Source organism: Pseudomonas sp. ICMP 8385 (assembly GCF_002699915.1).
Taxonomy (GTDB): Bacteria; Pseudomonadota; Gammaproteobacteria; order Pseudomonadales; family Pseudomonadaceae; genus Aquipseudomonas; species Aquipseudomonas gessardii.
Map to the genome: position 1 here is coordinate 25,149 of NZ_LKBY01000108.1, position 12,571 is coordinate 37,719.

At 62.3% G+C, this 12,571-nt stretch carries 15 protein-coding genes; 9 read left to right on the forward strand and 6 right to left on the reverse strand.

Annotation, left to right across the window (positions count from 1 at the left end; all coding sequences use genetic code 11):
• Positions 1–37 precede the first annotated feature (37 nt).
• Both AO268_RS19035 and AO268_RS19040 read right to left on the reverse strand, forming a co-directional pair.
• On the reverse strand, positions 38–2,548 hold the full coding sequence (locus AO268_RS19035; protein ID WP_099169509.1) for an ABC transporter permease: 2,511 nt from the start codon (positions 2,546–2,548) through the stop codon (positions 38–40).
• On the reverse strand, positions 2,548–3,231 hold the full coding sequence (locus AO268_RS19040) for an ABC transporter ATP-binding protein (protein WP_029297972.1): 684 nt from the start codon (positions 3,229–3,231) through the stop codon (positions 2,548–2,550). Before AO268_RS19040 ends, AO268_RS19035 begins: the two co-directional genes overlap by 1 nt.
• Positions 3,232–3,241: 10 nt before the next feature.
• Here AO268_RS19040 and AO268_RS19045 point away from each other — a divergent pair, with 10 nt between their 5' ends.
• From AO268_RS19045 to AO268_RS19055, 3 genes are read left to right on the forward strand one after another with little or no spacing between them, the layout of a single operon-like run.
• Positions 3,242–3,847, forward strand: coding sequence for an arylesterase (locus AO268_RS19045; RefSeq protein ID WP_099169510.1), 606 nt, complete (start codon positions 3,242–3,244; stop codon positions 3,845–3,847).
• Between the two features lie 56 nt (positions 3,848–3,903).
• A complete protein-coding gene (locus AO268_RS19050; protein ID WP_029297976.1) occupies positions 3,904–4,200 on the forward strand; it encodes a hypothetical protein in 297 nt (98 codons plus the stop codon).
• Positions 4,201–4,259: 59 nt separating this feature from the next.
• Positions 4,260–5,228 (forward strand): L,D-transpeptidase family protein, encoded by a 969-nt coding sequence (locus AO268_RS19055; protein ID WP_099169511.1) that lies wholly within the window; start codon positions 4,260–4,262, stop codon positions 5,226–5,228.
• 121 nt (positions 5,229–5,349) lie between these two features.
• Here the strand turns inward: AO268_RS19055 and oprI are convergent, their stop codons facing one another.
• Entirely contained in the window at positions 5,350–5,601 is a 252-nt protein-coding gene (gene oprI, locus AO268_RS19060; protein WP_003172710.1) for an outer membrane lipoprotei OprI, read from the reverse strand.
• A gap of 615 nt (positions 5,602–6,216) precedes the next feature.
• Here oprI and AO268_RS19065 point away from each other — a divergent pair.
• On the forward strand, positions 6,217–6,498 hold the full coding sequence (locus AO268_RS19065; RefSeq protein ID WP_029297992.1) for a GNAT family N-acetyltransferase: 282 nt from the start codon (positions 6,217–6,219) through the stop codon (positions 6,496–6,498).
• A gap of 55 nt (positions 6,499–6,553) precedes the next feature.
• Here AO268_RS19065 and AO268_RS19070 read toward each other — a convergent pair whose 3' ends face one another.
• Positions 6,554–7,630 carry a 3-deoxy-7-phosphoheptulonate synthase gene (locus AO268_RS19070; RefSeq protein ID WP_099169512.1) on the reverse strand — a complete coding sequence of 359 codons (1,077 nt, stop codon included), beginning with the start codon at positions 7,628–7,630 and terminating at the stop codon, positions 6,554–6,556.
• A gap of 187 nt (positions 7,631–7,817) precedes the next feature.
• Here AO268_RS19070 and AO268_RS19075 point away from each other — a divergent pair, with 187 nt between their 5' ends.
• From AO268_RS19075 to cysB, 5 genes are all read left to right on the forward strand, one after another.
• Positions 7,818–8,153 carry a thioredoxin gene (locus tag AO268_RS19075; protein ID WP_099169513.1) on the forward strand — a complete coding sequence of 112 codons (336 nt, stop codon included), beginning with the start codon at positions 7,818–7,820 and terminating at the stop codon, positions 8,151–8,153.
• Positions 8,153–9,112, forward strand: a complete 960-nt coding sequence (locus AO268_RS19080) for a putative 2-dehydropantoate 2-reductase (protein WP_099169514.1) — start codon at positions 8,153–8,155, stop codon at positions 9,110–9,112. Before AO268_RS19075 ends, AO268_RS19080 begins: the two co-directional genes overlap by 1 nt.
• Positions 9,113–9,121: 9 nt before the next feature.
• Complete coding sequence (locus AO268_RS19085; RefSeq protein WP_099169515.1) at positions 9,122–10,039, forward strand: 5'-nucleotidase; 918 nt, start codon at positions 9,122–9,124, stop codon at positions 10,037–10,039.
• 70 nt (positions 10,040–10,109) lie between these two features.
• Entirely contained in the window at positions 10,110–10,610 is a 501-nt protein-coding gene (locus AO268_RS19090; RefSeq protein ID WP_099169516.1) for a universal stress protein, read from the forward strand.
• A 104-nt stretch (positions 10,611–10,714) separates the two neighbouring features.
• On the forward strand, positions 10,715–11,689 hold the full coding sequence (cysB, locus tag AO268_RS19095) for an HTH-type transcriptional regulator CysB (protein WP_099169517.1): 975 nt from the start codon (positions 10,715–10,717) through the stop codon (positions 11,687–11,689).
• 5 nt (positions 11,690–11,694) lie between these two features.
• On the opposite strand, the gene AO268_RS19100 is transcribed toward cysB, so the two are convergent.
• Both AO268_RS19100 and AO268_RS19105 read right to left on the reverse strand, forming a co-directional pair.
• Positions 11,695–12,177, reverse strand: a complete 483-nt coding sequence (locus AO268_RS19100; protein WP_099169538.1) for a GreA/GreB family elongation factor — start codon at positions 12,175–12,177, stop codon at positions 11,695–11,697.
• Positions 12,178–12,190: 13 nt separating this feature from the next.
• The gene (locus AO268_RS19105; RefSeq protein WP_099169518.1) at positions 12,191–12,559 is read right to left on the reverse strand and encodes a hypothetical protein; all 369 of its coding nucleotides are present in this window, start codon (positions 12,557–12,559) and stop codon (positions 12,191–12,193) included.
• Positions 12,560–12,571 lie beyond the last annotated feature (12 nt).

Below are 12,571 nucleotides of genomic sequence, written 5' to 3' on the forward strand. Positions count from 1 at the left end.
CTGTGTGGCCCGCTCCCGTAAGGGGGCGGGCTTTTTTTCAGCCTTCGCGCAGTACCGTCAGTGGGCTGGCATTCAAGGCCCGGCGTGTACCGAATACTCCGGCCCCGCCGATCAGCACCGCGCCGATCACCGGAAGCACCAGCAGCCAGGGGTGAGGGTGCCAGACCAGGTCGAAGGCATAGCGATACAGCACCAGGGTCACCAACTCGGTGCCCAGCGCCGCCAGTAGCCCGCTGACCGCACCCAGCAGCCCGAACTCGATACGCCGGGCCTTGACCAGCAACGTGCGCTCCGCGCCCAGGGCGCGCAACAGGGCGCCCTGGCGGATGCGTTCGTCCAGGGTGGCCTGCAGCCCGGAAAACAGCACCGCCATGCCTGCCGCCAGGACAAACAGCAGCACGTATTCCACGGCCAGCGTGACCTGGGCCAGGATACTGCGCAGTTGGGCCAGCAGCGCCTCGACCTGCAGGATGGTCACGGCCGGGAAGGCTCGGGACAGATCGACAATCTGCTGGTCATGGCCGGCAGCCAGATAGAAGCTGGTCAGGTAGGTGGCCGGCAGGTCCTTCAGGGTGCCCGGTTGGAAGATCATGAAAAAGTTGGGTTGGAAGTTGTCCCAGTTGATCTCCCGCAGGCTGGTGACCCGGGCCTCGCGGTTTTCCCCGCCAACGGTGAAGGTCAGGTGGTCGTTGAGCTTGAGCTTGAGGCTTTCGGCCACCTTGGCTTCTACCGAGACACCTGGCACGCCGTCGCTTGGCTGATCCGCCCACCAACTGCCCGATGTCAGGGTGTTGCCTGGGGGCAGGTTGGCCGCCCAGGTCAGGCTCAGGTCCCGTTGGATTGCGCGATCGCCACTGGAGTCCTTGCTGACAATGTCCTGTACCGGTTCGCCGTTGATGCTGATCAGGCGTCCCGGCACCACCGGATACAAGGGCGCGGCCTGGGCCTGCAGTTCAAGCAGGCGAGCACCGAAGGCGTCCTTGTCGGCCGGCAGGATATTGAGGGCGAAATAGTTGGGGGCATCCTTGGGTAACTGGTTCTGCCAGGTGTCCAGCAGTTCGCCACGCAACAGGGCGATCAAGCCCATCGACAGCAGGATCAGGCCAAACGCCAGGGACTGGCCCGCCGCCGCCAACGGGTGGCGCAACAACTGGCCCAGCCCCAGGCGCCAGGGCAGGGCCGCGCGCGCCAGCAGGCGGCGCAGGCTTTTCAGCAGCAACAGGAGCAGGCCACCGAGGATCAGCGCGGCGATCACCCCGCCGCCCAACAGGGCGAAGGTCAGCACCAGGTCCAGGCTCAGGCGCCACATGATCAGGCCCAGGGCAAACAGTGCCGCGCCATATACCATCCAGGTGCTGGAGGGGATCGGTAGCAAGTCGCGACGCAGAACCCGCAGCGGCGGCACGCGGCCCAGGGCCGCCAGAGGGGGCAGGGCAAAACCGGCGAGGGCCACCAGCCCGGTCCCGATGCCCGCGACAGCCGGCAGCAAGCCGCCCGGCGGCACATCGGCCGGCAGCAGATCGTGCAACAGGTAGAACAGCCCCAGTTGCGCCAGCCAGCCCAGTGCCGCGCCGGCGAGGCTGGCCAGCAGCCCCAGCACACTCAACTGCAGGCTGAACAGCAGCATGGTTTCCCGGCGCGACAGGCCGAGGCAACGCAGCAGCGCGCTGGCGTCGAAGCGGCGGCTGGCAAAGCGGTTCGCCGAGAGGGCCACGGCCACCCCAGACAACAACACCGCGACTAGGCTGGCCATGTTCAGGTAGCGTTCGGCCTTGCCCAGGGCACCGCCGATCTGCTGGTTACCGTCCCGTGCGTCCTGCAGGCGCTGGTTGGCGGCCAGCCCTGGCTTGATCTGGTCGCTGTAGGTTTGCAGGGCGGTACTGCCTGGCGGTGCGCGCCACAATTCACGGTAGCTGACCCGGCTGCCCGGCTGGACCACGCCGGTGGCCTCAAGGTCGGCCAGGTTGATCATCACCCGTGGGGTGAGGCTATAGAGGTTGCCGGCACGGTCCGGCTCATAGGTGAGCACGCGGGCCAGGCGCAGGGTCTTCATGCCGACGTCGATGCTGTCGCCGACGTTCAGGTCCAGTGCCGTCAACAGGCGGGCCTCGACCCAGGCCTCGCCGGGTTTCGGCCCGCCACCGGGAGTTTGTGCGGCGAACGGTTCGGCCGCGCTTTTCAGCTGGCCGCGCAGCGGGTACTGCTCGTTGACGGCCTTGATACTCGATAACTGGATGCCGTTGTCGGTGGCGATGACGCTGGAAAACTCCACCACCCTGGCGTGGGCCAGGCCCAGTTGCGTGCCGCTGGTGATTTGCTCGGGGCGGGCCGGGGAACTGCCCTCCAGCACCAGGTCGGCGCCGAGGAACTCGGTGGCGCGCAACAGCATCGCGCCGTTGAGCCGCGCGCCGAAATAACCGATGGCGGTACTGGCGGCCACCGCCACCAGCAGGGCGAAGAACAACACACGCAATTCACCGGCACGGGCATCGCGCAGCAATTGGCGCAGGGCAAGGCTGAACAGGCGCAACAGCGGCAAACGTGCCATCAAGGCTCCAGGGGCTCGACCATCAGGCCGGCTTCAAGGCGGATCAGGCGTCGGCAGCGATGGGCCAAGCGCTCGTCGTGGGTCACCAGCACCAGGGTGGTGCCGTTTTCCTTGTTGAGTTCAAACAGCAGGTCGCTGATGCGCTCGCCGGTATGGCTGTCGAGGTTGCCGGTGGGTTCGTCGGCAAACAGCACGTCTGGCTCGGCGGCGAACGCCCGGGCAATGGCCACCCGTTGTTGCTCGCCGCCGGAAAGCTGGCGTGGCGAGTGGGTCAGGCGCTGGCCCAGGCCGACCCGCTCGAGCAAGTGCCGTGCACGTTCGCGGGCGTCCTTGCGCCCGTCCAGCTCCAGGGGCAGCATGACGTTTTCCAGGGCATTGAGGCTGTCGAGCAATTGGAATGACTGGAACACAAAACCGACGTGTTCGGCGCGGATGCGTGCCCGTTGATCTTCGTCCAGCACACTCAGGGCCTGGCCGGCGAGGGTGACTTCACCGCTGCTGGGCAGGTCGAGCCCGGCCAGCAGGCCAAGGAGCGTGGATTTTCCGGAACCGGAACTGCCGACGATAGCCAGGCTATCGCCCTTGTTCAGTTCCAGGCTCAGTTCGTGCAGGATGGTCAGTTCACCTTCCGCGCTGGGAACCACTTTGCTAAGGTTCTGCGCGGTGAGAATGCATGCGCCCATGGAGAATCCGATGCGAATATGGTTTTTGAGTGCTGGCCTGGCCCTGATGTGCATGGCCCAGAACGCAGCGGCGGGTACTGTCCTGATCGTTGGCGATAGTATCAGTGCCGGTTTCGGCCTGGATACCCGCAAAGGGTGGGTGGCCCTGCTGGAGCAACGGCTCAAGAAGGAGGGTTTCGACGATAAAGTGGTCAACGCCTCCATCAGTGGCGACACCAGTGCTGGCGGCCTCGCGCGGCTGCCGGCGGCGCTTGCAGAGCATAAGCCCGACGTGGTGGTGATCGAGTTGGGGGGCAACGATGGCTTGCGTGGCCAGCCCCCGGCGCAATTGCAACAAAATCTTGCGTCGATGATTGACCAGTCCAAGGCCGGCGGTGCCAAAGTGCTGCTGCTGGGGATGCAGTTGCCGCCCAATTATGGCCCGCGATATACCACGGCGTTTGCCGAAGTCTATGGTGTGTTGGCCAAGGAAAAAAACGTTGCTTTGGTGCCGTTTTTCCTTGAGGGCGTGGGGGGGCACCCGCAGATGATGCAGGCTGATCAACTGCACCCGGCCGTCGGCGCCCAGGCCAAGTTGCTGGAAAATGTCTGGCCGACGCTAAAACCGCTGTTATGACGCTTTTCTAGCAGCGGTCTTTCGGCTAAGGTGGCGCCCCCGATTTGGAGCCCCCGATGTCGTCGCGTCCTGCCTGGTCCCTGTTTGCCTACCAACTGATCGAGCCTGACGAGCAGTTGGATCTGTTCGCCTGCCAGGAAGTGAAGGTGCACCTGGTCACGCGCCAGTTGGAACTGGGCGGCACCATCGACCGCACGCTCTGCGGCACCTTGCTGCCGGCCCAGCCACGTTGGTCATCGGTGGACCGCTCGATCTTCCAGGACCAGCGCCTGTGCCCCTTGTGCCGGGCGATTCTTGAATCGCAAAAGCGTGGCACGCCGCCTATCTGGCCTGAACTGCGCTTCGAGCTTTAAGGGCAGCTACACGCTACAATCGCCATTTTACCCCCGTCGATCTGCGAAGGATTTCCCGGATGTTGTCGCGCCTGCCTGTCGTCACCTGTTGCCTGTCTCTCGCCGCCTTGTGTGCGGCCGGTCCTGTTGCGGCCCTGCAACTGCCCCTGCCGCCGCCGGGTGAAGACATTGTCGGCCAGGTCCAGGTGATCAAGGCCAAGTACGAAGACACCTTTGCCGACCTGGGGGTGACTTATGATCTGGGCTATTCGGAGATGGTCGCGGCCAATCCCGGGGTGGATGCCTGGCTGCCGGGAACCGGGGTCGAGATTGTGCTGCCGACCCGTTTCATCCTGCCGCCGGGCCCCCGCGAAGGCATCGTGATCAACCTGGCCGAGTACCGTCTGTACTACTACCCCAAGGGCCAGAATGTGGTGTACACCTTCCCGCTGGGGATCGGTCGTGAAGGCTGGGGCTCGCCGATTGCCCGTACCAGCATCATTGCCAAGACCCCCAACCCGACCTGGACCCCGCCCGCGTCGATCAAGGCTGAGCACGCGGCGGACGGCGACCCGCTGCCCAATGTGGTGCCGGCCGGTCCCGACAACCCCCTGGGCCCGTTCAAGTTCACCCTGGGCACGCCGGGCTACCTGATTCATGGCTCCAACAAGAAGTTCGGCATCGGTACCCGTACCAGCCACGGTTGCTTCCGCATGTTCAACAACAACGTGCTGGAGATGGCCAGTATGGTCCCGGTGGGCACGCCGGTGCGGATCATCAATGATGCCTACAAGTTCGGCATCAGCGGCGGCAAGGTCTATCTGGAGGCGCATGCGCCCTTGAACGACGATGGCACGCCGTCGGTGGTCGACAAGCACACCGCCGTCATCAACGCGATGCTCAAGCGCGAAGACCTGGCCAACAACCTGCGGGTCAACTGGGACGAAGTGCGCGATGTTGTCGCGGCCGAAGATGGCTTGCCGGCGCAGATTGGCGAGCCGGGCGCGGCGCCGATGGTCACCAGTATGCCGGTCGATCTGCAGCAGTAACGCCTGCTGCCCATCAAAGCCCGCCATGGCATGCGCCTGGCGGGCTTTTTATTGCCCGGGATACGGGCAATAAAAAGCCGATCCAAAAATGGATCGGCTTGATAACAACCCCGAGGGATTATTACTTGCGGCTAGCTTTTTCAAGCATGCGCAGAGCGCGCTCGTTAGCTTCGTCAGCAGTCTGTTGTGCTTTTTGAGCAGCAGCCAGAGCTTCATCAGCTTTACGGTAGGCTTCGTCTGCACGAGCCTGGGAGCGAGCTGCTGCGTCTTCAGTTGCAGTCAGACGAGCTTCGGTTTCTTTGGAGACGCTGCTGCAACCGGTAGCCAGAACTGCGGCCAGAGCCAGAGCAGAGAATTTCAGAACGTTGTTCATCGTGTTCCCCTTCAAGGACTTTCTATTTAATGGCTACTATCTCAGAGTGAGCTAATAGCCGGCGTACATACTACCCATTACTTGTAGTAAGTAAACTGACGTAGCGCAAGAAGCAAAAAAAATTCTTGTGCCGAATCTATTTTGGCTAATCTTTGGCGAGTTTGTATAAAAAATATCCAGTTCTTGATGTGTGGCCAAAGATTGGATCCAGGCTGAAAGCGCCGGCTGGCAAGTGTTAAACGTTGTAAGCGCCTGTCAATTTATATATCGGCATGAACACTATTGTTCAGATTTCCCTGAGGCATGTGGGCATCTTTCGCGCATGTAGAGGTGACTTTAAAAGCGCTTGTTCGTCTCAAGCTTCAACTGCCGGCAATGTTCAGGCCGATCGACCACGGGATGCTCGATCAGCCCTTTCTATGTCCGCCAGCCCGATGGAGGACGAGCGTCCCTTGAGCAATGACCGGATTGGTGCCTACTATTCCTGCGTGCGGGGCGTGAGTGCTGTAGGGCTTTTCTCGTTGTCGAGACCGGCACGGGGTGGCGTAGATGTTCCTTCGCCGGAAAAACATCGGTAAGGTAGGGGTCAGAAACCAAGACCCGCAAGGAGTAGTGATGAGCGAGGCGTTGTCCATCCACCATGACCAGGCTGGTCATCAGTTCGAGACCAATGTGGACGGTCATCGTGCCTATCTGACCTACATGGACCTGGGGAAGCAGACCCTGGATATCTACCGCACGTTTGTGCCCAATGCCTTGCGTGGGCGCGGCATTGCCGCTGCGTTGACCGAAGAGGCGCTGCAATACGCCGAGAGCATGGGCTACACGGTGATCCCGTCTTGCTCCTACGTGGAGCGCTACATGGAGCGTCACCAGCGCCATGCCGCGAAGCTGTAAAGCCAGCAGGCGGGCATAAAAAAACGCCGGGCTCAGCCCGGCGTTTTTGTGTGCGTCAGGTACGTTTGCGCTTGGGCAATACGTCCTTGAGCTTGGCGTGCATGCTGCGCAGGGTGGTCTCGGTGGCGGACCAGTCGATGCAGGCATCGGTGATCGACACGCCGTATTGCAGGTCGGCCAGGTCCTTTGGAATGGCCTGGCAACCCCAGTTCAGGTGACTCTCGACCATCAGGCCGATAATCGACTGGTTGCCTTCCAGGATCTGGTTGGCCACGTTCTCCATCACCAGTGGTTGCAGGGCCGGGTCCTTGTTGGAATTGGCGTGGCTGCAATCGACCATGATGTTGGGCTTGATCTTCGCCTTGCTCAGCGCCTGTTCGCACAGGGCCACGCTGACCGAATCATAGTTGGGCTTGCCATTGCCGCCACGCAGTACCACATGGCCATAGGCGTTGCCCTTGGTGGTGACAATGGACACGCCACCTTCCTGGTTGATCCCCAGGAAACGGTGCGGGCTGGAAACCGACTGCAAGGCATTGATCGCCACGGTCAGGCCGCCGTCGGTGCCGTTCTTGAAGCCCACGGCCGAGGACAGGCCGGAGGCCATTTCGCGGTGGGTCTGCGATTCGGTGGTACGCGCCCCGATCGCCGACCAGCTGATCAGGTCTTGCAAGTACTGCGGGGAAATCGGGTCCAGGGCTTCGGTGGCCGTGGGCAGGCCCATTTCAGCCAGGTCCAGCAGCAGCTTGCGGCCGATGTGCAAGCCGTCCTGGATCTTGAACGAGTCGTCCAGGTACGGATCGTTGATCAAGCCTTTCCAGCCGACGGTGGTCCGTGGCTTCTCGAAATACACGCGCATCACCAGGTACAGGGTGTCGGACACTTCCGCGGCCAGCACTTTAAGGCGCTCGGCGTACTCGTGGGCGGCCTTGAGGTCGTGGATCGAGCAAGGGCCGATCACCACGAACAGGCGGTGGTCAGTGCCGTCGAGGATGTCACGAATGACTTCGCGGCCCTTGGTGACGGTCTGCAAGGCAGCGTCGCTCAAAGGGATTTCGCGCTTGAGCTGATCGGGCGTGATCAGGGTCTCGTTGGATTCGACGTTTAGGTCGTTGATCGGTAAATCAGCCATCGTGTTACTCGTCAGGGTCACGGGTGCCGGCCGCCAGCGAACCCCGTGCGGCGGAGCACAGCATGATTTAAATGCAGCGGGGAGCCGAACCTTAGCGCGTACACGCCGGCTCGACAATGGGCAATTGCGCGCGGTGGCGTGCGGCCTGATAGTGTGTTGCCTGGTTAAAGGGGGTGGTGTGGAGCGAGTGAAAGCGTTTGAATTGACGGATTTGGATATCGACCAACAGTTGCTGGGGTTACCGGGTGCTTCATTGCTGGTATTTACCAGTGTGGGCTGTTCCAGTTGCCGCTGGGCGCGCCAGCAGTTGCCCGGCTGGGAGCTGCCGGTTGCGCGGATCTGCTGGGTTGACGCCGGGCACAATGGCGGCGCGGTGCAGCGCTATGGGATCTTCCATTTGCCGGCGTTGTTTGTGGTGTGCGAGGGGCAGTTCCACGGCGCCTTGCAGGTGGGCCTGAATGCCGGTGACCTGCGTGAAGGTATAGACGAAGCGCTCAAACGAGAACCAGAGGAGTTGCCATGATGAGTGCAGTTGAACCCGGGCCACGCATCGGGATTATCGGCACCGGTGCCATTGGTGGTTTTTACGGGTTGATGCTGGCGCGCGCCGGTTTTGACGTGCATTTCCTGTTGCGCAGTGAGTTCGCGGCGGTCAGCGAGCGCGGCTTGCAACTCAATAGCGCGGTGCATGGCGCCCTGCGCCTGCACCCGGTGCAGGCCTATGCCAATGCGGCCGACATGCCGCCTTGCGACTGGCTGTTGGTGGGCACCAAGACCAACGGTAACGTTGAGCTGGCGCCGACCATTGCCCAGGCAGCGGCGCCCGATGCCAAGGTGGTGCTGTTGCAAAATGGCCTGGGTGTCGAGGAGGCCCTGCGCGAGCACCTGCCGCCATCGGTGCACCTGCTCGGCGGGCTTTGCTATATCTGCGTACACCGTTGCGGGCCGGGGATCGTCGAGCACCAGGCCATGGGCCGGGTCAGCCTGGGCTATCACAGTGGCAGTGCCACCCATGATGCGGCACGCCGCCAGGCGATTATCGAAGAGGGCGCCGGGCTGTTCCGCCACGCCGGGATCGACGCCCAGGCCATGCCCGACCTGGACCAGGCGCGCTGGCATAAACTGGTGTGGAATGTGCCGTACAACGGTCTGTCGGTGCTGCTCGGAGCCAATACCTCGGCGTTGATGGCCGACGAGTCCAGCCGGGAATTGATCCAGGGCCTGATGGCCGAAGTGGTGCAGGGCGCCCACGCGTGCGGCCATCAGATCGCGCCCGGTTATGCCGAGCAGATGTTCAGCATGACCGAACGTTTGACGGACTATTGGCCCAGCATGTATCACGATCATCTGCACCGGCGCCCCCTGGAACTGGCCGCGATCTACGCCCGCCCGCTGGCCGCAGCCAGGGCCGCCGGCTGCGAATTGCCGCGGATGCAGGCGCTGTATCAGGCCTTGGGTTTTATCGACCGGCGCAACAACTGAGGAACAGGCATGGCCAAAAGCATGAGCGACAAATTGGTGTTGGCGATTTCCTCGCGGGCCCTGTTCGACCTGGGCGAAAGCCATAAGGTTTACCTGGCCCAGGGCGTCGAGGCCTACCGCAAGTACCAGATCGATCACGAGGAAGAAATCCTTGAGCCGGGGGATGCCTTCCCCCTGGTCAAGAAACTCCTGACCCTCAATGCCAGCCTCGGCCGGGCGCGGGTCGAGGTGGTGCTGGTGTCACGCAACAGTGCCGATACCGGCTTGCGTGTGTTCAATTCGATCCAGCACTACGGCCTGGATATTTCCCGCGCTGCCTTTGTCGGTGGACGTAACCCCCACCCTTATCTGGCGGCGTTTGGCTGCCACCTGTTTCTCTCGACCCACGCCGAAGATGTGCGTAGCGCGCTGGATGCCGGTTTTGCGGCGGCGACCATTTTGTCCGGCGGCGCCCGTCGGGCTTCCAGCGCTGAGTTGCGGATTGCCTTCGACGGTGACGCGGTGCTGTTTTCCGACGAGTCCGAGCGCGTCTACCAAAGCGGCGGCCTGGAAGCGTTCCAGGCCAGCGAGCGGCAAGCGGCTCGCGAACCGCTACGGGGTGGGCCGTTCAAGGGATTCCTGGCGGCCCTCAACCTGTTGCAGCGTGAGTTCCCCGATGAGTCATGCCCGATCCGCACGGCGCTGGTGACGGCGCGTTCGGCCCCGTCCCATGAGCGGGTGATCCGCACCTTGCGCGAGTGGGACATCCGCCTGGACGAGTCGCTGTTTCTCGGCGGCCTGGAAAAGTCGGCGTTCCTTGAAGCGTTCGCTGCCGATGTGTTTTTTGACGACCAGGCCGGCCATTGCGAGAAAGCCAGGGAGGTGGTGGCCACCGGGCATGTGCCCCATGGTGTGAGCAATGAGCCGAAAGTCCAGGTCGAACGCTAAGTTCATCGCAGTCGCGGAGGCGCTGCTAAGCTGAAACAGTCCCCGCCATCCTGGCAGTCCAGGAGGTTCTATGATTCGGTCGATGTTGTATGCCTCAGACCTGGGTGTGTATGCGCCTTACGTGATGCAACATGCACTGGCGATGGCGCGCACGTTCAAGGCGGATCTGCATGTGATCCATGTCGTGGAGCCGATCGGGCTGCTCGCCGACTCGGTGCTGCAAACCTACCTGGACGAGCCGGCCTTGAGCGAATGGCAGGCCCAGGGGCTGACCACGGTCATGGCGAGTATCGAACAGCGGGTGTTGGACAGCCTTCGCGAAGAACTGGCGGATGGCGAGCAGGATTTACAGACGATTCGTTCGGTGCGGGTGATCCAGGGGGATCCCGCCCAGGTGATTCTCGACCAGGCGCAGAAACTCTCGGTGGATTTGTTGATCGTAGGGAGTCATAGCCAGGGCGCGGGGATCCTGACCCCATTGGGGCGTACGGCGGCGCGGGTGTTGCAGTTGTCGCGGGTGCCGGTCTATCTGGTGCCTTTGCTGCAGCGTCGGCGCAGTGAAGATGTGTGATGGGGCGTAAACGATAAAAAGTTCTAGATTTATCAATCAAACCTTTAATATAGTTATATACCGTCGCTGATATCCGTGGCGTCTATCTGCTTTGAGGGATACATATGAAGCTTCAACAACTGCGCTACATCTGGGAAGTGGCGCACCACGACCTCAACGTTTCCGCCACGGCGCAAAGCCTCTACACCTCGCAACCGGGTATCAGTAAGCAGATCCGCCTGCTCGAAGACGAATTGGGCGTCGAAGTGTTCGCCCGCAGCGGCAAGCACCTGACCCGCGTCACGCCGGCCGGTGAGCGCATCATCACCACCGCCGGCGAGATCCTGCGCAAGGTTGAAAGCATCAAGCAGATCGCCCAGGAATTTTCCAACGAGAAAAAGGGCACCCTGTCGATTGCCACCACCCACACCCAGGCCCGTTATGCCCTGCCGCCGGTCATCAGCTCCTTTATCAAGCAGTACCCGGACGTGGCCTTGCACATGCACCAGGGTTCGCCGATGCAGATCGCCGAAATGGCGGCTGATGGCACCGTCGACTTCGCCATCGCCACCGAAGCCCTGGAGCTGTTCGGCGACCTGGTGATGATGCCGTGCTATCGCTGGAACCGCTGCGTCGTGGTCCCCCAGGGCCACCCACTGGCCAAGCTGCCGAAGCTGACCCTGGAAGCCTTGGCGGAATACCCGATTGTCACCTACGTGTTCGGTTTTACTGGCCGTTCCAAGCTCGATGAGGCCTTCAGCCATCGCGGCCTCACGCCCAAAGTAGTGTTCACGGCGGCTGACGCCGACGTGATCAAGACTTACGTGCGCCTGGGCCTGGGCGTTGGCATCGTGGCCAAGATGGCCGTCGATACCAAGCTCGACAGCGACCTGGTGGTACTCGATGCCAGCGAACTGTTTGAGTCCAGCGTGACCAAGATCGGCTTCCGTCGTGGCACCTTCCTGCGTGGTTTCATGTGCGACTTCATCGAGAAGTTCGCCCCGCACCTGACCCGTGAAGTCATGGCCAAGGCGATCCAGTGCCATAACAAGCAGGAACTGGAAGCCCTGTTCGACGGTGTTGAACTGCCGGTTCACTGATCGGCTCAGCGGGCCTCGGTCACCACGAATTGCTGCCGGGTGCCCGCCACCAGAATCTCCACCTCATCGCCCTCGAACTTGCCCAGCAGGCTTTTGCCCAGCGGCGAGCGAGGGGTGATGACGGTCACCAACTGCCCCACCACATAGACTTTCAAGCCTGCCGCATCCGGCGCCAGGAACAGCCATTGCTGGCGAGCGTCGTTATCCTCCAGGCCAAGCAGGGCGCCCACCTCGATCCCCCGTTGTTCATCGTAGGGCCGCAGGTTGAGGTTCTGGCACAGCACCAGTGACTGCTTGATTTGCTCGACGCGCTTGGCTTGCCCGGCGGCGAGGTAAGACGCTTCCAGGCCCAGGGTGTCGTATTTGTTCTCGGCGATGTTTTCTTCGTGGGTCGCGGTTTCGTAGGCGGTTTGCGCGGCGCGTTGCGCCACATCCAGGTCGGCGGCGAGTTTTTCCAGGATCAACTGGAGGACGGCGTGTTTATTCATGGGGGCTTGCGGCTCAATCACAAAATTGCAGGACATTGGCCCGGCTCTTGTCGCTGGGGGCGTTCTGGTCTTGCTGGAGCCAGAACTGGCATTTGGGGTTGGACAGGTTGCGCGGGTTGTCCCGGGCCTGATCCAGCGCCTGCTGTTGTGCCTGCTTGTGCAGGTTCTGTTGGTATTGCTCAAACATGCGGTTCGGCGGCTCCGGTGTCACGGCAGGCGGCCTGCCCAACTGCTGGACGGCCTGGGTGACGGCGGCCACGGGTTGTCCAGGCAGGTAGCGCGAGGCCAGCCAGGCCGTCAGCGCGATGGCGACAAAGCCCAGCCACAGGCCCAGGGCCACGGCAATACTGAGTTTGAACAGCGACAACGGGCGAGCGGACATGGCGGCCTCCTG

Bases quoted from the DNA above. Each gene is read 5' to 3' on its own strand.
- AO268_RS19035 (WP_099169509.1), bottom strand. From the start codon at position 2,548: ATGGCACGTTTGCCGCTGTTGCGCCTGTTCAGCCTTGCCCTGCGCCAA.
- AO268_RS19040 (WP_029297972.1), bottom strand. From the start codon at position 3,231: ATGGGCGCATGCATTCTCACCGCGCAGAACCTTAGCAAAGTGGTTCCC.
- AO268_RS19045 (WP_099169510.1), top strand. From the start codon at position 3,242: ATGCGAATATGGTTTTTGAGTGCTGGCCTGGCCCTGATGTGCATGGCC.
- AO268_RS19050 (WP_029297976.1), top strand. From the start codon at position 3,904: ATGTCGTCGCGTCCTGCCTGGTCCCTGTTTGCCTACCAACTGATCGAG.
- AO268_RS19055 (WP_099169511.1), top strand. From the start codon at position 4,260: ATGTTGTCGCGCCTGCCTGTCGTCACCTGTTGCCTGTCTCTCGCCGCC.
- oprI (WP_003172710.1), bottom strand. From the start codon at position 5,601: ATGAACAACGTTCTGAAATTCTCTGCTCTGGCTCTGGCCGCAGTTCTG.
- AO268_RS19065 (WP_029297992.1), top strand. From the start codon at position 6,217: ATGAGCGAGGCGTTGTCCATCCACCATGACCAGGCTGGTCATCAGTTC.
- AO268_RS19070 (WP_099169512.1), bottom strand. From the start codon at position 7,630: ATGGCTGATTTACCGATCAACGACCTAAACGTCGAATCCAACGAGACC.
- AO268_RS19080 (WP_099169514.1), top strand. From the start codon at position 8,153: ATGAGTGCAGTTGAACCCGGGCCACGCATCGGGATTATCGGCACCGGT.
- AO268_RS19085 (WP_099169515.1), top strand. From the start codon at position 9,122: ATGGCCAAAAGCATGAGCGACAAATTGGTGTTGGCGATTTCCTCGCGG.
- AO268_RS19090 (WP_099169516.1), top strand. From the start codon at position 10,110: ATGATTCGGTCGATGTTGTATGCCTCAGACCTGGGTGTGTATGCGCCT.
- cysB (WP_099169517.1), top strand. From the start codon at position 10,715: ATGAAGCTTCAACAACTGCGCTACATCTGGGAAGTGGCGCACCACGAC.
- AO268_RS19100 (WP_099169538.1), bottom strand. From the start codon at position 12,177: ATGAATAAACACGCCGTCCTCCAGTTGATCCTGGAAAAACTCGCCGCC.
- AO268_RS19105 (WP_099169518.1), bottom strand. From the start codon at position 12,559: ATGTCCGCTCGCCCGTTGTCGCTGTTCAAACTCAGTATTGCCGTGGCC.